Origin of the sequence: Nitratiruptor tergarcus DSM 16512, from assembly GCF_027946175.1 — a bacterium.
Lineage (GTDB): Bacteria > Campylobacterota > Campylobacteria > Campylobacterales > Nitratiruptoraceae > Nitratiruptor > Nitratiruptor tergarcus.
This window is the reverse complement of record NZ_AP026671.1, coordinates 592111-613669: the sequence shown is the minus strand read 5'-3', so window position 1 is coordinate 613669 and position 21559 is coordinate 592111. Positions and strand designations below refer to the sequence as shown.

General features: G+C 38.4%; 18 protein-coding genes. All 18 read left to right on the top strand.

Annotation, left to right across the window (positions count from 1 at the left end):
* Positions 1-32: 32 nt before the first annotated feature.
* Genes NITER_RS03250 through NITER_RS03165 form a run of 18 tightly spaced genes read left to right on the top strand, consistent with a single transcriptional unit; the run spans position 33 to position 21551 of the window.
* Positions 33-374: a carboxymuconolactone decarboxylase family protein gene (locus NITER_RS03250; RefSeq protein WP_084275898.1), complete on the top strand. Its 342-nt coding sequence runs from the start codon at positions 33-35 to the stop codon at positions 372-374.
* Positions 367-1338, top strand: a complete 972-nt coding sequence (locus tag NITER_RS03245; RefSeq protein ID WP_084275899.1) for a thiamine pyrophosphate-dependent dehydrogenase E1 component subunit alpha — start codon at positions 367-369, stop codon at positions 1336-1338. The genes NITER_RS03250 and NITER_RS03245 overlap by 8 nt, the downstream gene beginning before the upstream one ends.
* Positions 1325-2302, top strand: coding sequence for an alpha-ketoacid dehydrogenase subunit beta (locus NITER_RS03240; RefSeq protein ID WP_084275900.1), 978 nt, complete (start codon positions 1325-1327; stop codon positions 2300-2302). The genes NITER_RS03245 and NITER_RS03240 overlap by 14 nt, the downstream gene beginning before the upstream one ends.
* On the top strand, positions 2292-3515 hold the full coding sequence (locus tag NITER_RS03235) for a 2-oxo acid dehydrogenase subunit E2 (RefSeq protein WP_084275901.1): 1224 nt from the start codon (positions 2292-2294) through the stop codon (positions 3513-3515). Before NITER_RS03240 ends, NITER_RS03235 begins: the two co-directional genes overlap by 11 nt.
* Entirely contained in the window at positions 3508-4830 is a 1323-nt protein-coding gene (locus NITER_RS03230; RefSeq protein ID WP_084275902.1) for a dihydrolipoyl dehydrogenase family protein, read from the top strand. The genes NITER_RS03235 and NITER_RS03230 overlap by 8 nt, the downstream gene beginning before the upstream one ends.
* Positions 4827-7514 (top strand): plasma-membrane proton-efflux P-type ATPase, encoded by a 2688-nt coding sequence (locus NITER_RS03225; protein ID WP_084275903.1) that lies wholly within the window; start codon positions 4827-4829, stop codon positions 7512-7514. Before NITER_RS03230 ends, NITER_RS03225 begins: the two co-directional genes overlap by 4 nt.
* Entirely contained in the window at positions 7514-8752 is a 1239-nt protein-coding gene (locus NITER_RS03220; protein ID WP_084275904.1) for an MgtC/SapB family protein, read from the top strand. Before NITER_RS03225 ends, NITER_RS03220 begins: the two co-directional genes overlap by 1 nt.
* Positions 8753-8754: 2 nt before the next feature.
* Positions 8755-9561, top strand: coding sequence for a ferritin-like domain-containing protein (locus tag NITER_RS03215; protein ID WP_084275905.1), 807 nt, complete (start codon positions 8755-8757; stop codon positions 9559-9561).
* 8 nt (positions 9562-9569) lie between these two features.
* Positions 9570-10490 carry an LOG family protein gene (locus NITER_RS03210; RefSeq protein WP_084275906.1) on the top strand — a complete coding sequence of 307 codons (921 nt, stop codon included), beginning with the start codon at positions 9570-9572 and terminating at the stop codon, positions 10488-10490.
* Positions 10491-10492: 2 nt separating this feature from the next.
* Entirely contained in the window at positions 10493-11398 is a 906-nt protein-coding gene (locus NITER_RS03205) for a beta/alpha barrel domain-containing protein (RefSeq protein ID WP_084275907.1), read from the top strand.
* Entirely contained in the window at positions 11395-11964 is a 570-nt protein-coding gene (locus tag NITER_RS03200) for a lipoyl protein ligase domain-containing protein (RefSeq protein ID WP_084275908.1), read from the top strand. The genes NITER_RS03205 and NITER_RS03200 overlap by 4 nt, the downstream gene beginning before the upstream one ends.
* Positions 11948-12769 carry a lipoyl synthase gene (gene lipA / locus NITER_RS03195; RefSeq protein WP_084275909.1) on the top strand — a complete coding sequence of 274 codons (822 nt, stop codon included), beginning with the start codon at positions 11948-11950 and terminating at the stop codon, positions 12767-12769. The genes NITER_RS03200 and lipA overlap by 17 nt, the downstream gene beginning before the upstream one ends.
* 8 nt (positions 12770-12777) lie before the next feature.
* Positions 12778-14688 carry an acetate--CoA ligase family protein gene (locus NITER_RS03190; protein WP_084275910.1) on the top strand — a complete coding sequence of 637 codons (1911 nt, stop codon included), beginning with the start codon at positions 12778-12780 and terminating at the stop codon, positions 14686-14688.
* 9 nt (positions 14689-14697) lie between these two features.
* Entirely contained in the window at positions 14698-17091 is a 2394-nt protein-coding gene (gene ppsA, locus NITER_RS03185; protein ID WP_084275911.1) for a phosphoenolpyruvate synthase, read from the top strand.
* Positions 17088-18476, top strand: a complete 1389-nt coding sequence (locus NITER_RS03180) for an MBL fold metallo-hydrolase RNA specificity domain-containing protein (RefSeq protein WP_084275912.1) — start codon at positions 17088-17090, stop codon at positions 18474-18476. Before ppsA ends, NITER_RS03180 begins: the two co-directional genes overlap by 4 nt.
* 41 nt (positions 18477-18517) lie before the next feature.
* Entirely contained in the window at positions 18518-19531 is a 1014-nt protein-coding gene (gene gap / locus NITER_RS03175; protein WP_084275913.1) for a type I glyceraldehyde-3-phosphate dehydrogenase, read from the top strand.
* On the top strand, positions 19532-20224 hold the full coding sequence (locus tag NITER_RS03170; protein WP_084275914.1) for a 2,3-bisphosphoglycerate-dependent phosphoglycerate mutase: 693 nt from the start codon (positions 19532-19534) through the stop codon (positions 20222-20224).
* Between the two features lie 52 nt (positions 20225-20276).
* Positions 20277-21551 (top strand): KamA family radical SAM protein, encoded by a 1275-nt coding sequence (locus tag NITER_RS03165; RefSeq protein ID WP_084275915.1) that lies wholly within the window; start codon positions 20277-20279, stop codon positions 21549-21551.
* The last annotated feature ends 8 nt before the right edge of the window (positions 21552-21559 follow it).

The following is a 21559-nucleotide window of genomic DNA, read 5'->3' as shown; positions in this document are numbered from 1 at the left end:
TAATAGAGTTAAAACGCAAAAAGGAGGTGGCTATGGGCAAAATGACACAAAAACTAGAAGATATCAAAAGACTCATAGGTAAACTGCAGCAGCAGCAACCTGAGAGCATTCAAAATTTTCTTGGTTTCATGACAAGCGTTGAAAAAGAGGGAGCGCTTTCTACCAAGCAAAAAGAGCTTATTAATGTGGGGCTTGCGGTTGCTGCCCAGTGTGAGTGGTGTATAGCGCTCCATGTCAAAGGTGCCATCGATGCAGGTGCAAGCAAAGAAGAGATATTAGAAGCTGCTATGCAGGCGGTTTTGATGCATGGAGGTCCGGCTTTGATGTATATGACACCTGTTGAAGAAGCTTTGGAGGAGTTTAGCCATGAATAGTGCAAGAGTCAAAACCTTTTATTATCTGATGAAACTTGGTCGCGAATTTGAACTGGCTGCAAAGCAAGAATACATGAAAGGCAACATTGCGGGCTTTTTGCATCTTGATATCGGGCAGGAAGCCTGCAGTGTTGGAAGTATGCAAGCCTTTGACAAAGGCGATGTCTTTACGCACTATAGAGAGCATGTGCTTGCGATTGCTAGAGGAATGGATCCAAAAGTAATCATGGCAGAGCTTTTTGGAAAGGCAACGGGAGTGAGCAAAGGCAAAGGTGGCTCGATGCACCTTTTTGATCCAACACTAAGTTTTTACGGAGGTGATGCGATTGTAGCAGGACACTTGCCAATTGCTACAGGATGCGCTTATGCAAGAAAAATCCAGGGAGAAAAAGCTGGTGTCTTTGCCATCTTTGGTGATGGTGCCACCAATGCAGGAGCCTTTTTTGAAAGCATTAATATTGCAGCTGCCTGGAAACTGCCTATTATCTTTTTTTGTGAAAACAACTACTATGCAATTGGTACTCGCATTGGCTGGGTGAGTCCTTTTGAAGAGCTTTTTGAAAAGGCAAAAAACTATATGCCTGCTAAAAGAATCGACGGCATGGATGTATGTGAAGTGTATAAAGCTGTAACGGAGGCCAAAGAGTATCTTGAAAATGGTTTAGGACCATATTTTATAGAAGCAGAGACCTATCGCTATGAGGGGCACTCGATGAGTGATAACGGAAAGTATCGCAGCGAAGAGGAGATGGAGATTTTCAAATCTCGCGATCCGATAGAAAAGCTTAAAAGAGAAGCCATTGCTTTAGGAATTGTAGAAGAAAGTTATTTTGATGAGACCGATAAAAAGATTGAACAAGAGATTAATGAGGCAATAGAGTTTGCTGCAAACTCTCCTGAGCCAGAACTAAATGAACTCTATGAAGATGTATACTGCAAGGAGTGCACAAATGTTGTATCGTGATGCGTTAAACAAAGCCATTGATGAAGCGATGGCAGCAGATGAGAGTGTCGTCATTTTAGGCGAAGATGTTGGACGCTATGGTGGAAGTTATCGTGTGAGTGAAGGACTCTTTGCAAAGTATGGACCCAAAAGGGTTATCGATACGCCTATTGCAGAGCTTAGTATCGTCGGAAATGCCATAGGAATGGCGATTGGAGGTCTTAGACCAATAGCTGAAATTATGACAGTCAATTTTTCACTCCTTGCTATGGATCAAATTGTCAATCATGCTGCCAAGTTTCGCTATATGAGCGGTGGAAAAATGACCATTCCACTAACTGTTAGAATGCCAGGAGGTGTTTCACGCCAGCTCGCAGCGCAGCACAGCGAAAGCTATGAGACGCTCTATGCCTCCATTCCTGGTCTTATAGTCTTGGCAGCAAGCAACGCAACCTATGCCTATCATGCCCTAAAGTACGCGATTTTTCTCAATGACCCGGTCATTTTTTTGGAGCATGAACTGCTCTATCCTATGGAGATGGAGTTTGAAGAAAAAGCAAATTTCGATCCATTCAAAGCCGAAGTTGTCAAAGAAGGAGATGATTTAACAATCCTTACATATTTGAAAATGCGATACGATGTGCTCGAAGCAGTTCCTACAATCGAAAAAGAGCTAGGGGTTTCAGTGGAAGTAATCGATCTTAATTCTCTCAGACCTCTTGATATGAAAACGATTTCAAACTCTATCAAAAAAACAAAAAGAGTTGTGTTAGTAGAAGAAGATCATAAAACCGGAGGCTATGGTGCTGAAGTGATAGCAAGAATCACCGAAGAACTCTTTTATGAACTAGATGCTCCTCCTCTTAGAATTGCAGGAGAAGACGTGCCAATTCCTTATAATAGAACTCTTGAACTTGCCTCTATTCCAACACCAGACAAAATTGCAGCACAAATCAAACTTTGGGGACAAAACCATGGACTATAAAATTGTGATGCCGGTTCTATCAGATACGATGGATAAAGGAAAACTCATCAAATGGCACGTTCATGAAGGAGATAGGGTTCATAAAGGCGATGTAATAGCAGAAGTGGAGAGCGATAAGGCGATAATGGAGGTGCAAACCTTCAAAGATGGCGTAGTAAAAAAACTGCTTGCCAAAGAAGGAGACGAGGTTCCGGTTAAAGAGCCTATAGCGATACTCGATACGGAGACAAAAGAGGCTGTAGCAAAGCCACAAGCTCCTACAAAAAAAGAGCAGCCAAAAGAAGAGCCATCAAAACAAAAAGAGGAGTCCAAAGCTTCTCAAAAAAGCGAAGTTCTGCCAATATTACAAGAATTGATGCCTACTTCGACACCGCCTGTGGAAGGATACGCTTCACCAGCGGCAAAAAAAGCAGCAGCAAAAGCAAATATCGATATAGAGACTCTACAAAAAGAGGGAGCTTTGCCAGAGCCTGCGCATCTAAAAGATGTCAACGAAGAGCTTTTGAAGCGATACTTTACGCCAAAAGCATTGCATTTGTTGAAGGAATATGGAATCGATGCAAATAGCTTTTCATTGGATCATAAAATAGATGAAGATGAAGTACTTAAGTATATAAAGACACACAATATTCCACAAGTGCTTGCCCTCTCTTCCAATCGCCTTGCAGTTAAGAAAAATGTAGAAGCTTCAGCTAAAAAACCTATCTATCACATTTACGAGACTTTTTCTTTATATCCGCCAAAAAATGTCAAAATAACTTCATATCTTCTCAAAATTATAGGCGACACGATGCAAAACCATCCACTCACACGCGCTATACTTGATGGTGAGAGCTACAAAATTTACCCAACATCGAATATCAGTGTAGCAGTAGCAAAAGAAGATGCACTCTATATGGCTGTGTGTAAAAATATTGAATCAAAAAGCCTTGAAGAGATAGATCAGTGGGTGAGAAACATCAAAACAAGAGATTATACGCCTGAAGATTTACAAGGCTCTACATTTGGTCTTAGTAATTTAGGGATGTTTGGAGTAAAAGCATTTGATGCAATGATTAACAAAAAAGATTCTGGAATAGCTGCTTTTGGAAAAGTGGAAAAAAACAGAGTCGAAGTAGTATTTACTTTCGATCATAGAATCCTCAATGGAGTAGATGCTGCAAAATTTGTGAGTGAACTCAAAAACAACTTCGCAAAGGGTATCGATGTATGATATTATCTTCGTAGGTGGCGGTCTCAACTATGCTGGCGCAGTAATTGCAGCAAAAAAAGGGCTCAAAGTAGCTCTTATAGAGCAAGACATGGAGCATATTGGAGGAACTTGTCTCAATAATGGCTGTATTCCGTCAAAGCATTTCCTCCATCTAGCCGAAACAGAAGTAAAACTCAAAAACCCAGCCTTTACTAGACACAAAGATAGACTTAAACTAGAAGTAGCAGTAAAAGAGAAAGACGAAGTAATCCACAAAGCTCACCGCTCAATAGAAGCGCAGTGTCTCAGTGCTGGTGTAGAGCTCATTGAGGGAAAAGGCTATATCTTTGATAATAAAAAAATTGAAGTCAATGGTAAAAAGTTAGAAGCACAATATGTTGTCCTTGGAACTGGCTCATCACCTTTTATCCCCCAAGGTATAGCATATAATAAATCAAGTATCATAACGAGCGATGAAGTACTTAATCTCACAAATTTCCCAGAAAATATTGCAATATATGGAAGTGGTGCCATTGGACTCGAGATGGCGAGCTTCTTTGCGGCTTGTGGCGTCCAAACTACCCTCATTTTTCGTCATGAACATATCTCCAACAAAATCCACCCTACTCTTTTAACTTCACTAGAAGAAGAGCTTCAAAACCTTGGCATACAATTTTTAAAAAACACAACTATTCTAGAGGCTACTGAGCACAATAAAAAAGCAAAAATCACCACTAATGAAGGTGTTTTAGAATTTGACAAACTCCTTGTTGCAACGGGGAGAAAGCCAAACACAGATGTAGTCAAAACTGACAAAATCAAAGTATCACGAGCAATTGAGACTGATGAGTATTTTGAGACAACTATGCAAGGTGTTTTTGCAATAGGTGATTGCAACGGCAAACTGCAACTTGCCCATGCAGCAAGAGCTATGGTACTCAATGTAGTTGATACTATTATGGACAAAAAAAAGAGACTCAATCTCAACAACATTCCAAAATTTTTCTATACTCTTCCTCTGCAATATGCTGCAGTAGGAGTTACAAAAACTACTCTTGACAAATCAGATATTAAACATAAAGAGGAGTACTTCCCACTCTCAGCACTAGCACTATCTCATCTTACTGGTGCTGCAAATGGAGGGGTCGTGCTTTATACTGATGAAGAAAATTTTATTCTAGGAGCTGAACTCCTCACACCCCATGCTGAAGAGCTCATAGGTATCATAACTGCAGCTTTGGCAGATGAAATGGACAAAGACGCACTTCTTAAAGCTGTCTTTGCACATCCGACATTTAGTGAGAGTCTTGATAGAGTCTTGAGGAGAGTTAAATGAAAGAGACAAAATACTATGAGAAGCTCCCTTGGGTACAGGTAGCTGCAGAACTTAGCACAAATATAGAAAAAGGCCTAAGCAGCGAAGAGGTTCAAAAGAGGTTACGAAAATATGGCCCAAATGAAATTCCAGAGAGAGAAGAGCCTCTATGGCATAGAATCTTTCGCAGATTTTGGGGACCAATTCCTTGGATGATAGAAGTAGCAGCAGTTTTAGCTGCTCTTGTTAAACACTGGGAGGAGTTTTATATCATCCTCATTATGCTTTTTGTCAATGCCTTTTTAGATTTTTACCAAGAATCGAAGGCACTCAATGCAATTAAAGTACTTAAACAAAAACTTGCTCGAAAAGCTACTGTATTGCGAGATGGAGAGTGGCAGGAGATTGCAGCAAAGGAGATAGTTCCTGGCGATATTGTAAAGGTAAAAATCGGTGATATTATACCAGCAGATATAAAAATAGCTCAAGTAACCGACTATGCTCTTGTTGATCAATCTGCTCTTACTGGGGAATCTTTACCAGTACATAAAAAAGAGAATGATGTAGCATTTTCAAATACCATCGTCAAACAGGGGGAGATGATAGGTATTGTTGTCAATACTGGTCTTAATACCTATTTTGGTAAAACTGTGGGGCTTGTAGCAAAAGCGCAAAGAGAGCAGCGTAGCCATTTCCAAAAAATGGTTATACGTGTAGGAGATTTTCTCATTCTTATAACAATTGTAATGATAGCGATTATTATTTTTTACGGATTAAAGCGGCACGAAAATCCCTATGAACTTCTAGTCTTTTCTCTCGTTCTTACGATTTCAGCTATCCCTGTGGCTCTCCCTACGGTTTTAACTGTTACAATGGCGGTTGGTGCTCTCAATTTAGCACGCAAACAAGCAATTGTAAGTCGTCTTGCAGCCATTGAAGAGTTAGCTGGTATGGATGTATTGTGCTCAGATAAAACTGGTACGCTTACAAAAAACCAGATGACAATAGCCGAACCTTATATTATTAATGACTATAAAAGTGCAGATCTCTTTTTATATGCTATTCTTGCAAGCCGAAGAGAAAATAATGATCCTATCGAAAAGCCAATTTTTTCTTATGCAGATGAGCATAGTATTAGTAAACTCGCTAACCATTTTACAGTAAAAAATTTCATCCCTTTTGATCCAGTAAAAAAACGTACCGAAGCAGTAGTTTTAAATGATAAGCAAGAGTGCTTTGTAGTAACCAAAGGGGCACCACAAGTTATCGTCTCTCTTTGCGATACTAGCGAATTTAACGAAGAGCAAATTTATCTCAAAATAGAAGATTTTGCAGAAAACGGCTTTCGTACGCTTGGTGTTGCATATAAGCATTGCAATGAAGAGAAATTTCATTTTGTAGGGCTCATTCCTCTTTACGATCCTCCAAGAGAAGACTCAAAAGAGGCAATAATTGAGGCTAAAGCTAGAGGTGTAGAAGTTAAGATGGTTACTGGCGACAATATCGCTGTAGCTCGTTATATCGCAAAAATATTAGGTATTGGTGAAAATATTCTCGATATAAAAGAGTTGCGCGGTCAAAGTACACGAGAATATGAAATACTTGCAGAAGTTGTCTCTAAAGCACTTTTAAAAGTAACGCAACCACACATGAGTGAAGATAAGCTCCAACTTATTACAAAACAGATAGTAAAAGAGGTACGCAAAGAGTTAGAAAATAAAGCGCTGCTTCCAGGAACAGTAAAAAAACATGAGAGTGAAATTATCGCTCTTATCGAGCAGGCAAATGGTTTTGCACAGGTATTTCCTGAGGATAAATACTTTATCGTTGATGAGCTCCAAAAAGCAGATCATATTGTGGGAATGACGGGAGATGGTGTCAATGATGCTCCGGCATTGAAAAAAGCAGATACAGGTATTGCTGTAAGTGGTGCAACAGATGCTGCACGTGCTGCAGCAGATATTGTTCTTTTAGCTCCTGGACTTCGTGTCATTGTAGATGCTATAAAAGAGGCTCGTATTACTTTTGAGCGTATGAAAAGCTATACAATTTTTCGGATAGCTGAGACTATTAGAATTATTATTTTTATGACACTTGCAATTGTTGTTTTTCAATTCTATCCTCTCACTGCTATTATGATTATTGTTTTAGCACTACTCAATGATATTCCAATCCTTGCTATTGCTTATGATAACACGAAGGTGAGAAAAAAACCGGTACGATGGGATATGCATGAAATGCTAGTGCTTTCAAGTTGGCTTGGTGTAGCTGGTGTTGCAAGTTCATTTTTGATTTTTTATATCGTTATGGTATATCTCAAGACACATCCAGAAAGTGCTTGGTTTTTACCTCATGTACCGCTGTGGGTTGATATGCACGATGAAAAGCAATGGCTTGCTTTTGTACAGTCAATCTTCTTTGCAAAAATGGTGATAGCAGGTCATGGAACCATCTACAATACACGTATAGATGATTGGTTTTTTAAAAGACCTTGGCCATCATGGATTTTGTTTGGCGCTACCTTTTCTACTAGGGTGATTGGTACAATTATTGCTGTATATGGCTTTGGTCTCATGATGCCAATTGGATGGGATTGGGGACTTTTCATGTGGGCATATGCACTCACATGGTTTGTATTTAATGATGCAGTCAAAATGGCAGTTTTAAGATATTATAGAAGAATCAAAGGGATAGAGGTTATTTGATGCGCTTTATCCCTTTAGAACTTCTCCATTTTCTCTATGTTGTAGCGCTCTCATTTTTGGTAGGGTTAGAGCTTAAAGCCTACCGTCTCATGCACACAAGTGATAAGCCCCATTTAGGTTCTACGCGGACATTTACTTTTATTGGAATTATGGGGTATATCTTTTTTAAAATCAATCTCTACTACTTTCTTTTAGGTTTTTTAGCGCTTGTTGCGATATACCTGAGCTACTATTTTTATAAACTCCATCATGATCGTACAGCAATCATCTCATTTTTACTTATCGCACTTATATATTCATTTGGTGCAATGATGGAGGAGTTTAGCATTTGGATGCCAACTCTTGTTTATGTACTTATAGTCTTTATTCTCAATGCAAATAGGAGTCTCTCCTACATTTTAGAACAACTCAATATACATGAGTTTGAAATACTTGGGAAATTTTTACTTTTGAGTGCAGTCATACTGCCCCTCTTACCAGATGCACCCCTGCCTTACCTTGCAATTTCTCCTTTTAAAATATGGCTTGTTATCGTCATAATATCAGCTATATCGTATGGTAGCTATATTGCACAAAAATATATATTTAAAAATAGAGGTTACTTGATTACTGGTATACTGGGTGGACTCTACTCCTCTACTGCTACGACAGTAGTATTGGCAAAAAAAAGCCTCTATATTGAAAATATACGTCTAATAGATGCATCCATTATTATCGCTACAGCAATGATGTATATAAGACTCTTAGTAATTACTTTTATTTTCAATCTTCATGTAGCGATCAAAATAGCATTTCCATTAATATCTTTGTCTTTGGTAGGAATTATCATTGCATTGGCACTTTTTAAAAAAGAAGAAACTAATCATATTGCTCCTATTGATGATAGAAACCCTTTAGAGCTTGGTACAGCTTTTTTATTTGGTTTGCTTTTTGTTGCAATGATGGCATTAACAAAATTTGTCACAGCTCATTACGGTGATTTTGGTCTCAAGATTCTCTCTTTTCTTATCGGTTTTACAGATATAGATCCCTTTATCCTCTCTTTATTAACAGGAAAATTTAGTATAAGTATTGAGCAAATTGCTACGGCAATCCTTATTGCAAGTGGATCCAATAATATTCTCAAGGCAATCTATGCCCTCTTATTTGGTGCGAATAAGCCAAAAATAGCAACTTTATGGTTGGTTTTGCTTGGTCTCGCTACAATATTATTACCATTTATTGTTTATAAAGGATAAATATGCGATGGCATTATGAAGATATTGATTACGCAAATATCAATGCAAAAGCTTTAAAAGATAAAACATTCCTCTTTTACCTCATTACAAGTGCTTCTTTTATTGAAATTACCAGCGATGTATACGAAAAAAATCTTATTCAATTTTATAGTGACAATATGAAGATTGTCTCATGGTTAGAGAAGGTATGGGAGCCTGAAGAGATTCAACATGGAAAAGCTTTGAAAAAGTTTGTCAATACAGTTTGGCCAGAGTTTGATTGGGAAAAGGCTTATGAGAGATTTAAAGAGTACTATCTTCCTCATTGTACATTGGATGAATTCCAGCCTACAAAAGCAAAAGAGATGCTAGCCCGCATGGTTGTAGAGACTGGGACAAGTACCTTTTATAAGGCTTTAGAAAACTACTCCACAGATCTTAATACACCCGTTCTAGGGAAAATTGCTCATAATATTTCTAAAGATGAGGTATATCATTATGATAAGTTTGAAGATGGATTTCGTTACTACAATCAAAATGAAAAGCTGCGAAGAGATGATATTATCAAAGTGATTTATGATAGGCTTAAAGAGGTAGATGGAGAGGATGGAAGACTTGCCTTTAGAGCAATTTGGGAAGTGAGAGAAAATGAGCCATTTAAAGATATACATTATGAAGAACATAAAAAATTGGTTGGCAAATTTGCAAAAAAGTATTATCCCTACAATATGGCTATAAAAATGCTTTTGCGTCCTCTTGATCTCAATAAAACAGTAGAAAAAGTTACTGTACCTATGGTAAGAGGAGCACTCAAAATATTGGGAATTTAGGAGAGAAAATGAAAAAAAAGCGAACTTTTCCATGGCAACACCCCAAACCACCATTTGAAGATCCAAAAGCACAAGAATTAATAGAGAGGATTTTTCAATCACCCTCATATAAATTGGCTATTGAAGATGAAGAGTTTTTGCTTTCAGACCAGACACGAGGAGTAAGACTTCAGCTTGACTACCTCAAACCAGAACTCATTATGCAAAAGTATGGCATCAAACGCACTATAGTGGTCTTTGGAAGTGCAAGAATCAAAGAGCCCGCATCGGCAATGAAAGAGCTAGAAAAAATAAAAAATCTACTCAAGAAAAAACCTGATTCTAAAACACTTCTGCGAGAACTTCGCACTGCTGAAAAGATGGTAGAAAAGAGTATTTATTATGAAGAGGCAAGAAAATTTGGACAACTTGTAGGAAAAGCTGGTAAAGGTCCAAAAGACAATACTCTCACTCTCATGACAGGGGGTGGTCCAGGAATCATGGAAGCAGCCAATAGAGGAGCATACGATGTCGGTGCTAAGAGTATTGGTCTCAATATTCAGCTTCCACATGAGCAATTTCCAAACCCTTATATTGATCCCGAACTCTGTTTTCAATTTCATTACTTTGCGATTCGTAAACTCCACTTTTTGCATAGAGCTATTGCTCTTGTCGTTTTTCCAGGAGGTTTTGGTACTCTTGATGAGCTCTTTGAGACTCTTACTCTCATTCAAACTGGTAAGAATAAGCCTATCCCTGTAGTTTTAGTTGGTAAAGAGTATTGGCAGCGTCTCATTAATTTTAAGTTCTTGGTTGAAGAAGGAACTATAGACGCAGAAGATCTCCATATATTTACTTTCAAAGAAAATGCCAAGGAAGCATGGGAGTATATTTTACACTGGTATGCAAAAGCCGGCATCGATATTTTTAATCATAATAAAAAGGATTAACCATGCTTACTCATCTCATACCTGCTGATGTTCCTCCACAAATGAGAGGAAAATTTTTAGAAACTCTTCATACTACTACCAATAGTATTGGAAGATTGATGCTCTTTGCAGGAGATCAAAAGATTGAACATCTCAATAATGATTTTTATGGACCAGGTATTCCTCCAGACGATAACGATCCTGAGCATCTTTTTAAGATTGCATCTCAGGCGAAGATAGGTGTTTTTGCAACGCAATTTGGTCTTATTAGCCGCTATGCGCCAGATTACAGAGATATTCCCTATCTTGTTAAACTCAACTCAAAAACGAATATCATCCCATACGATGCAAAAGATCCCTATTCACAGCAATGGATCGAGGTAGAAGATGTATTAGAATTTGCACGCTATAGTGGTATTAATCTCAAAGGTTTTGGCTATACAGTTTATCTTGGAAGTGAGCATGAGCACAGTATGCTACGTGAAGCAGCTAATATTGTGCATAAAGCGCATAAAGCTGGACTTTTAGCAGTGCTTTGGATATATCCAAAAGGAAAATTTATTAAAGATGAGCACAATCCCCATCTCATAGCTGGCGCGGCAGGCGTAGCAGCATGTCTTGGAGCAGATTTTGTAAAAGTTAAAGTCCCCTATAAAAATGGAGAGCCAGATGCAAGTCTCTTGCGTGAAGCTACACAAGCTGCTGGAAATTGTGGGGTGTTATGCGAAGGTGGCAAAAAAATTGACGAAAAACTCTTTTTACAAGAGCTCTATGAGCAGATTCATATAGGTGGTACACGCGGAAATGGTACGGGGCGCAATATCCATCAAAGACCCCTTGCAGAAGCGATTAAAATGGCAAATGCAATTTATGCGATTACATGTGAAGATAGAAGTGTAGAAGAAGCAGTAAAAATTTTGCAGCAATGAAAATAGTCGATCTTGGTAAAGTCATATATGTTAATATCAATGATATTTTAGAAGACTATATGCTTTTAGCAAAAAATGGAGAAGATTATTTACTTTTGTGCACGCATGATCCGGTCTATACAATTGGATGTGAAAAGTATCATTGTAATCTCCCGATCATTCAAACAGATCGCGGAGGTTCGATAACTTACTTTGATGAAGGAACACTTATGCTCTACTTTGCTTGCAAAGTTTTTAATCCGGCCAAATTCTACGCAAAAGCATTGCAAGCAGTAGAAAGATTCTTTTCAAATTTTCCTTTACAGATTTATTACGATAAAAAGCGTCCTGGATTTTATATTAAAAATCGTAAAATTGCCTCACTTGGTTTTCGCTATAAAAATGGTATAAGCAAACATGGAGTCTCCCTCCATATCTCCCCAAATCTTGAAAATTTCAACAAAATTGCTCCCTGTGGCTTAGAAGGTATAGTGGCAACATCTTTGCAAAATGAAGGTATAGAACTCTCAATCGATAAAGCAAAAGAGCTAGCAATAAAGGCAGTAGAAAATGTATTTGAAGCCTAAAGTCAAAGCCCCTGCTCCTGAGCTAATTGACAATACCCTCAAAATCCTTCAAAAAAACAGTGTCAATACTATCTGCCTTGAATCACACTGTCCCAATATTACAGAGTGTTTTCATAGAAAAACCGCAACTTTCTTGATTCTTGGCGATATCTGTACGCGCGCATGTAAATTTTGCTCTGTCAAACATGCAAAGCCTCAGCCACTTGATCCAACTGAACCACAAAGAGTCGCACAAGCAGTGAAAGAGTTAAAACTATCCTATGTTGTTATCACTTCAGTAGATAGAGATGATTTGCCAGATTATGGCGCATCTGGATTTGTGGCAGTTACACAAGCTATAAAAGAGCAAACTGATGCAAAGATTGAGCTTCTCACACCAGATTTTAAGGCCAAAAGTGAGCTTCTTGCACAAATAATTGCTGCAAAACCTTACAAACTTGCTCATAATATCGAAACAGTTGAGCGTCTCAGTAAAAATATAATGCCAGGATGTAGCTATAAAAAAAGTCTCAAAGTACTTGAGACGTATGCCAAAAGTGGCATTATTACCAAATCGTCTCTTATGGTTGGTTTAGGTGAAACAGAGCAAGAGATCTATGCAACCTTACAAGATTTACGCAGCGTTGGAGTACAGCAACTTACAATTGGGCAATATCTTCAGCCAACCCCCTATCAACTCCCTGTACAAAAATATTATAGCACTGAAGAGTTTGAACAACTGCGTCAGCAAGCTCTAGCTTTAGGATTTTTAGCAGTGGAATCTGGTGCTTTGGTAAGAAGCAGTTACTATGCAGATAAATTATAAGGATAGTTATGAAAGAGTTTGAAGTCTATCAAATCCTTGAGAAATATGGAATAAAAACACCAAAATATGAGATTTTTGATATTGATAAGCCACTCTACTTCGATTCATTTCCAGCAGTAATTAAAATTGCTTCAGATAAGATTATTCATAAAAGCGATGTTGGAGGTGTTATTATAGGCGTTGATTCTCAAGATGAACTGGAAAACGCTCGTAATAAAATTACACAAAATTTGCAAAATCATGGAATTTTTTTGGATATGCATGATAAATTTATTGTTGAAGAGATGGTAAGAGGCGAAGAGTTTTATATAGGTGGAATTTATGATGCAATATTTGAAGAGGTTCTACTCTTTGGAAAAGGTGGTACACTGCTCGAAGTAGAGAAAGATATCTGCTACATCGATACTTATGCAGATAATGATGAGATTATCCGCAGTTTCAAGACCACAAAAATCTCTAAAATATTTCCGCAATTTCGTGGAAAAGAGTATAAAATCGAGTATGTTATAGATACAATACAAAAGTTTCAAAATCTTTTCTTGAGTGAAAATATAGCAGAGTTTGATGTCAATCCTCTTATTTATACTGAAGATGGTTTTATTGCAGTTGATGCAAGAATTAAACAGGGAAAAAAAGAGAAACGAGAAAATCGACATAGGAGCCATGAACTTTTTGATAACAATACAATAGCTATTTTTGGAGCAACAGATAAAGAGGAAAAAGTTGGCTATGCTATAGCAAAAAATGCTCACACATCAAAAGCTCAAATCTATTTTGTTAATCCTCATCTTGATGAACTTTTTGGTAAAAAAGTCTACAAAAATATTGATGAGCTTCCACCTATTGATACTGCCGTTATTGCTATTCCTGCAAAATATGTAGTAAATCTTATTGAAGAGCTTGCACAAAGGGGAGTGAAAAACTTCATAGTTATCTCGGCTGGATTCAAAGAGAGTGGAAATGTACAAGATGAAGAGCGCCTTTCTGAGCTTGCAAAAAAGTTTGATATTAATATCATAGGTCCAAACTGTCTTGGGATCTATAACGCTTCCAAAAGGCTTAATCTCACCTTTGCAAAAACCGATATTTTGCCTGGAGACATTGCCCTCGTTTCCCAGTCTGGAGCAGTATTGGCTGCTCTCATCGATAAAGCAACCTCTCACTCCATCGGCTTTTCTCATATTATTTCGCTGGGCAATATGGCTGATTTTGATTTTGCAGATGCCATTGAAGAGCTAAACAGCAAAGAGGAGTGCCGTTTTATCAATATCTATGCTGAAGGTCTCAAAGATGGTAAAAGCTATTTAAAAGCTATTCGCAAATCAAAAAAACCTATTTTTATCTATAAATCTGGCAAAACGAAAGAAGCAAAAAAAGCGGCATTTTCCCATACCGGTAACATCAGCGGAAGCTATGAGATGTTGGTCGGACTCAGCTTCGCAGCAGGTGCTGTTATTAAAAAAGATATCGATGAGCTGATCTTTGCTTCACGATTTGAGCAGTTTAAAGAAGTGCTCATCATAACCAATGCGGGAGGTCCTGGGACCATTTTGACCGACATCGTTGTTGAGCAAGGCAAAAAAATGTATGAGCTTTCAGACGAAGAGATAAAGCAGCTGGACATGGTTTTACCGCCTACCTGGTCCCATAACAACCCTGTGGACATCATAGGCGATGCCACAGCGAAGCGTTACAAAGCAGCACTTGATATTTTATATAAGCCTGACATTCTTATTTTTATCCTTGCAACACCACAATTGATGACAGATGGATTGGCGATTGCGAAGGCTATTGGCAAAAAAGCAAATATTGTCCCGGTGTTTTTTGGTGAGGACTCTTTTCAAGAGGCTTTTGAGTACTTTAAGCATGAAAAAATCCTCTATTTTAATGATTTAGAAAACGTAGCAAATATACTATAAGGAGTTGGCATGAGTGAATATATCAAATGGTTTAAAGAGATCGGTATAAAAGATGTCGCCGAAGTTGGAGGGAAAAACGCAAGTTTGGGAGAGATGTTTAATCATTTAACTCCACTTGGAGTGAAGGTGCCAAACGGTTTTGCAGTGACTGCAACCGCCTATAGACACTATCTTGATGCAAACAATCTATGGGAGCCTCTCCAAAAACTCTTTGAAGACTTCGATCCAGACGACATTGATCAGCTCAAAAAAGTTGGTAAAACTGCCAGAGAGATGATTATGAAAGCAGAAGTCCCTCAAGATCTAAAAGAGGAGATTCTCAAAGGGTATGAAGAGCTAAAACGTGAGTATGGAGAAGATGTCAGTTTGGCTGTAAGAAGCTCAGCTACAGCTGAAGACTCCCCTACCGCCTCCTTTGCGGGACAAAATGAGACCTATCTCAATATCAAAGGAGATAAAAATCTTTTATGGGCATACAAAATGTGTCTTGCTTCCAATTTTACCGATAGATCCATCAACTATAAGTATGTGCACCATTTTGATCCAATGAAGGTCTATCTTTCAGTTGTAATTATGAAGATGGTACGAAGCGATCTTGGAAGCAGTGGCGTCATGTTTAGCATTGATACAGAGACTGGATTTCGCGATGTGGTTTTCATCAATGCTGCCTGGGGACTTGGAGAAAATGTAGTACAAGGAACTATCGATCCGGATGCTTTTTATGTTCATAAGCCGACTTTCAAAAAAGGTTACAAGGCAGTATTGAAACGAAAAAGAGGCTCCAAAGAGAAGATGATGGTCTTTAGTGAAACGTTGGAGAGGGCAAACCTGGCTGAGCAGTTTACCAAAAATATCCCTACTCCAATTGAAAAAAGAATGAAATTTGCAATAACGGATGATGAGATTTTAAAGCTGGCAGACTGGGCAATGAAGATTGAGGAGCACTACAGCGAAGTGAACAATCGATATACACCGATGGATATGGAGTGGGCAAAAGATGGCATCGATGGAGAGCTTTACATGGTGCAAGCCAGACCTGAGACGGTCCATTCCCAAGAGAAAATTACCCAGTTCGAGATTTACCGACTCAAAGAAAAAGGTAAAGTCCTCCTCACAGGCAATGCCGTAGGTGAAAAGATAGGAGCTGGCAAAGTAAAAATAATGTACTCTATGGCTGAAGCGGATAAGTTTGAAGAAGGTGATGTTCTTGTAGCACCAACTACAAGCCCGGATTGGGAGCCAGTGATGAAAAAGGCAAGTGCCATCATCACTGAAACGGGAGGCAGAACTTGTCATGCAGCGATTGTAAGCCGAGAGCTTGGAAAGCCGGCAGTGGTTGGGGCAAAGAACGCCACAAAAGTACTCCATGACAATCAGCCGGTAACTGTCAGTTGTGCAGAAGGTGAAATTGGAAAAATTTATGAGGGGATACTTCCATATGAGGTTGAAAAAGTGGATATTTCCAAACTACCTCGACCAAAAACAAAAATCATGATGAATTTGGGCAATCCAGAGCTTGCCTTTAGTCTTGCAAAACTTCCTGTTGATGGTATAGGTCTTGCAAGAATGGAGTTTATCATCAACAACTACATTAAAGCCCATCCTATGGCAATCAGACATCCAGAGATGCTTAGTGATACAGAACGTGCTTTAATCGATGAACTTGCATTTCCTTTTGAAGGAGATGCAGAGGATTTTTTTATAAAAACTTTAAGTGAAGGTGTAGCAACTATCGCAAGCTGCGTTTATCCCAAAAAGTGTATTGTTAGAATGAGTGATTTTAAATCGAATGAGTATGCGAATCTGCTTGGAGGACGCCATTTTGAGCCAGTAGAAGATAATCCAATGTTAGGCTTTCGTGGGGCTGCACGCTACACACATCCAAGCTATGCCGAGGGGTTTGAGCTTGAGTGCAAAGCGATGAAACGAGCCACCCAGGAGATGGGATTTGACAATATTGTTTTGATGATCCCATTTTGCAGAAGAGTCGATGAGGCAAAACGGGTCAAAAAGGCGATGGTTGAGCATGGATTAGACAATGTTCAAATCTATATGATGTGCGAAATTCCTAACAACGTTATCCAGATTGATGAGTTTTTGCAAATTTACGATGGTATAAGCATCGGAACCAATGACCTTACCCAGCTCACACTCGGAGTCGATAGGGACAGTGAAATCGTTTCATTTGATTATGATGAAAGAGATGAAGGCGTCAAAAAGATGGTGCAAATGGCAGTGGAAGGAGCAAAAAGAAATGGTAAATACTCAGGGCTTTGCGGACAGGCTCCTTCAGACTATCCAGAATTTGCCGAGTTTTTAGTCAAAATAGGAATTGAGTCTATGAGTCTCAATCCTGATAGTGTCCTTAAAATCATAAAAGATGTAGCGGAGATGGAACAATGACTATAGAGATTAGCTACGGTGCTGCTGAAGTAGTAACAGGATCGTGCCATTTTATCAAATTTGATGATGGCACGAAAGTTTTAGTCGATTGTGGCATGTTTCAGGGATTGGATGAGTGGAAAAACTATGAACCTTTAGGTTTTGATCCAAAAGAGATCGATTATCTTCTTGTCACACATGGACATCTTGATCATGTAGGACGTATTCCACTACTCTATAAAGGTGGCTTTAGAGGGAAAATCATTGCAACTCCAGCCACATTCGAACTCATGAAGATCGTCCTTTTAGATACTGCCCATCTTATGAGTGAAGATTATGCAACAGCTTTTAAAAAGGCGCAGCGCCGTGGTGAAGAGGAGAGTGTGAAAAAACCCCTCTACACCAAAGAAGATGTAAAAGCTACCTTGCGGCTTCCTCGCCGCAATATCAACTATGGGCAGACTATCAAACTTGGATCAAATATTCATGTACGATATAAAGATGCAGGGCATATTATAGGGGCTGCTTTTATCGAGATAATATATAAGGATGGTAACATTCAAAAACATGTAGTTTTCAGTGGAGATATTGGCAATCAGCAAGTCAAACTCAATCCTCCACCTCAAACGCCTTTTGCCTCTCCAAATGTTTTTGTGGAAAGTACGTATGGAGATAGACTCCACAAAGACTACGCATCAAGTGTTGCAGAGTTTAAAGAGGCTGTTCTTAAAACGCTTAAACACAATGGTACAGTACTTATTCCCTCTTTTGCTATTGAGCGGACTCAGCAGCTACTCTGTATTCTTGGACAAATGTCACGCAAAGGTGAACTACCACATCACACTGAAGTCTTTCTTGACTCACCAATGGCTATCAAAACAACAAAAGTATATGAAAAATACAAATATCTTCTCTCAGATTATTGCAAAAACCTTCATGAGCCTTTTACTTTTCCGAATCTTCGCTTTGCAACTACAACAAATGCATCAAAACGTATTAACGGCAAAAAAGGCCCTATGATTATCATAGCTGGAAGTGGAATGTGCAATGGTGGACGCATTTTGCACCATTTTAAACACCGCATCTGGGACAAGCGTAATACTGTAATTTTTGTAGGATATCAAGCTGAAGGAACACTTGGAAGAGAGATCATTGAAGGAGCACAATTCATAGAAATTTATGGCGAACGTATTAAAGTCAATGCGCAAATTTATACAATCAATGGATTTTCAGCACATGCAGATCAAAAAGAACTGACAAATTGGCTAAGCGCGATAGATGGCCTTAAAAAGATTTTTCTCATTCATGGAGAAGAAGATAAACAGCATATTTTCAAAAAACACCTTATACAGACACTTCACAAAAAGGTGCATATAGTTAAACAGGGTGAAATTATTCATCTTTAATTTAAAAATAGATACTATAAATAAAAAGTTGAGGAGAACATATGAAAAAAGTAGCAATAAATGGTCTTGGTAGAATCGGCAAACTGGTACTTTGGCATTATATTGTTAATAAGCCAAAAAATGTAGAAATTTGTGTGGCTAATGGAGGCAGCGGAACTGCTGAAGATTTAGCATATATGCTCAAATTTGATTCTGTACACGGCAGATTTCCAGCTCCTGTAGAGTATGGTGAAGACTATCTCAAAGTAGGCAATCAACAGATCAAACTTGTTACTGGAAGAGATCCTGAAAAACTTCCTTGGAAAGAGCTTGGAGTGGATATTGTTTTAGAGTGTACTGGCCATTTCACCAAAAGAGATGATGCAGCAAAACACTTAAAAGCTGGAGCTAAAAAAGTAATCATCTCAGCTCCAAGCAAAGATGCAGAGCTTACAATCGTAATGGGAGTCAATCAAGACTGGTACGACCCAACTAAACATGATGTAATTTCAAATGCAAGCTGTACAACTAACTCTTTAGCCCCTGCAATTAAAGTGCTCAATGACAATTTTGGAATCGAGAGTGCACTTGTGACAACTGTCCATGCGTACACCTCTTCTCAAGCAACAGTTGATAGAAAAAATCCTGGAAAACACAGACGGGGAAGAGCAGCTGCTGCAAATATTATTCCTACAACTACCGGAGCTGCTATTGCTACAACAAAAGTGATTCCAGAACTGCAAGGAAAAATGAATGCATTAGCGCTTCGCGTACCGGTACCTGATGTTGCAATCACTGACATCAGTGCAACACTCAAAAAAGAAGTAAGCACTGAAGATGTAAATAAAGCTTTTGAAGAGGCGATGAATGGTAACCTCAAAGGAATTTTGGAAATTACTTATGATGAAGTAGTTTCAAGTGATATTGTCAATAATCCTCACTCCTCTATTATTGACGGACTATCCACACTAGTAGTCGATGGCAACAAGGTAAAAGTATTTGCATGGTATGACAATGAGTATGGATACTCTGGACGCCTTCTTGAACTTGCTGATTTTGTTGCAGAAAGGATGTAAATGAAACTAGTTTTAATTAGACATGGTCAAAGCGAATGGAATGCAAAGAATCTCTTCACTGGATGGATTGATGTAGAACTGAGTGAAAAGGGAAAAGAGGAAGCAAAAAAGGCTGGAAAACTTCTTAAAGAAGCAGAAATTTTTCCAAATATCTGCTACACATCATATCTCAAACGTGCTATTCATACTGCTCAAATTGCTCTGTGTGAGCTTGGATGGGAGCATATTGATGTACTCCGCAGCTGGAAGCTTAATGAGCGCCACTATGGAGATTGGCAAGGGAAAAATAAAAATGAAGTCAAAGAGAAGTATGGAGAAGAACTCTTTATGGCAGTCCGTCGTGGTTATGATACTCCTCCACCTCCGATTGAAGAGAGTGAACCCGATTTTGAAGAACGCTATCCTGTAGATCTAAAATATGCAAATATCGGCTATCACCCAAAAAGTGAATCTTTGAAAGACACAAGAGAACGAGTGATAGAGTATTTTTATGAAGAGATTGTTCCATCACTATTAGTTTATGGTGATGTAATGATTGCTGCACATGGTAACTCTCTACGTGCTCTCATTATGTATCTAGAAAATATTGCTCCAGAAGATATTCATAAAATTGAGATCCCTACTGGCACTCCAATTGTTTACGATCTAACAAAAGAGCTCAAAATCAAAAATAAAACCATCTACAACCACTAAGAGGGTTCTCCCCTCTTTTGTTATAATACGCTCTAAAAAAGGAGCTTTTATATTGGAATATAGAGCATACAACTCCAAAAGTTTTAAAAAAATCCCTCAAATACAGCAATTTTTGTCTTCCGAAGATATTGAAAATATTGAAATTGCAGCGCTTGTTTTTCCATTTAAAGTTAATAATTATCTCATTGATAAACTCATCGATTGGAAAAACTATCAAAATGATCCCATTTTTCGCCTCGTTTTTCCTCACAAAGATATGCTCTTAACTCAAGACTTTGAAAGACTTAAAACTTTATATAAAAAAGGTGACATAGAGGCTTTAAACAAAGCTATATATGATATACGTATGCGGATGAATCCTCATCCAGCTGATCAAAAAAGCAATGTCCCCACCATCAATGACAAAGAGCTTACAGGCTCACAGCATAAATATAAAGAGACTATTCTTTTTTTTCCAAAACAGGGACAAACGTGCCATGCATACTGTAGTTTTTGCTTCAGGTGGCCACAGTTTACCGGGATGAATGAGCTTAAATTTGCCATGAAAGAAGTAGATCTTTTAATAGAATACATTAAAGCTCATCCCACTATTACGGATCTCATATTTACCGGTGGCGATCCACTTATTATGAGTACAAAACTTCTTCGTAGCTATATTGAGCCTATCTTAAAAGCCAACATCCCGCATCTACAAAATATCCGTTTTGGAACGAAAACTCTTGGATTTTGGCCATACCGATTTTTAACAGACAATGACGCAGATGATCTACTTAAACTATTCGAAGAGATCGTAGCACATGGGTACCACTTAGCATTTATGGCACATTTTAATCATTATAGAGAGCTTGAAACAGATGAAGTAAAAGAGGCAGTAAAACGGATCCAGCAAACGGGAGCCATTATACGAACACAAGCTCCAATTTTACGCCATATCAATGATAGCTCTGAAGTATGGACAAAGATGTGGAAAGAACAAGTGCACATGGGAATGGTTCCATACTACATGTTTATCGCAAGAGACACAGGAGCCCAGCACTATTTTGGTATTCCGTTGGTAGAGGCTTGGAAGATTTTTAAAAATGCCATTTCAAATGTCAGCGGGTTAGCTAGAACAGTCCGAGGGCCAAGTATGAGTGCAGCTCCTGGGAAAATTGCTGTTAGTGGAGTAAGTGAAATTAACGGAGAAAAAGTGATTGTATTGAATATGCTTCAAGCTAAAAATCCTAATCTTGTAGATATTCCGTTTTTTGCAAAGTATGATGAAAATGCTCAGTGGGTTGATGAACTGAAACCTGCATTTAGTGAGAAATTTTTGTTTGAGAAGTAGGCAGAGGC

Bases quoted from the DNA above. Each gene is read 5' to 3' on its own strand.
- NITER_RS03205 (WP_084275907.1), top strand. From the start codon at position 10,493: ATGCTTACTCATCTCATACCTGCTGATGTTCCTCCACAAATGAGAGGA.
- NITER_RS03200 (WP_084275908.1), top strand. From the start codon at position 11,395: ATGAAAATAGTCGATCTTGGTAAAGTCATATATGTTAATATCAATGAT.
- NITER_RS03235 (WP_084275901.1), top strand. From the start codon at position 2,292: ATGGACTATAAAATTGTGATGCCGGTTCTATCAGATACGATGGATAAA.
- NITER_RS03210 (WP_084275906.1), top strand. From the start codon at position 9,570: ATGAAAAAAAAGCGAACTTTTCCATGGCAACACCCCAAACCACCATTT.
- NITER_RS03230 (WP_084275902.1), top strand. From the start codon at position 3,508: ATGTATGATATTATCTTCGTAGGTGGCGGTCTCAACTATGCTGGCGCA.
- NITER_RS03240 (WP_084275900.1), top strand. From the start codon at position 1,325: ATGTTGTATCGTGATGCGTTAAACAAAGCCATTGATGAAGCGATGGCA.
- NITER_RS03170 (WP_084275914.1), top strand. From the start codon at position 19,532: ATGAAACTAGTTTTAATTAGACATGGTCAAAGCGAATGGAATGCAAAG.
- lipA (WP_084275909.1), top strand. From the start codon at position 11,948: ATGTATTTGAAGCCTAAAGTCAAAGCCCCTGCTCCTGAGCTAATTGAC.
- NITER_RS03220 (WP_084275904.1), top strand. From the start codon at position 7,514: ATGCGCTTTATCCCTTTAGAACTTCTCCATTTTCTCTATGTTGTAGCG.
- NITER_RS03180 (WP_084275912.1), top strand. From the start codon at position 17,088: ATGACTATAGAGATTAGCTACGGTGCTGCTGAAGTAGTAACAGGATCG.
- ppsA (WP_084275911.1), top strand. From the start codon at position 14,698: ATGAGTGAATATATCAAATGGTTTAAAGAGATCGGTATAAAAGATGTC.
- NITER_RS03225 (WP_084275903.1), top strand. From the start codon at position 4,827: ATGAAAGAGACAAAATACTATGAGAAGCTCCCTTGGGTACAGGTAGCT.
- NITER_RS03250 (WP_084275898.1), top strand. From the start codon at position 33: ATGGGCAAAATGACACAAAAACTAGAAGATATCAAAAGACTCATAGGT.
- gap (WP_084275913.1), top strand. From the start codon at position 18,518: ATGAAAAAAGTAGCAATAAATGGTCTTGGTAGAATCGGCAAACTGGTA.
- NITER_RS03215 (WP_084275905.1), top strand. From the start codon at position 8,755: ATGCGATGGCATTATGAAGATATTGATTACGCAAATATCAATGCAAAA.
- NITER_RS03245 (WP_084275899.1), top strand. From the start codon at position 367: ATGAATAGTGCAAGAGTCAAAACCTTTTATTATCTGATGAAACTTGGT.
- NITER_RS03190 (WP_084275910.1), top strand. From the start codon at position 12,778: ATGAAAGAGTTTGAAGTCTATCAAATCCTTGAGAAATATGGAATAAAA.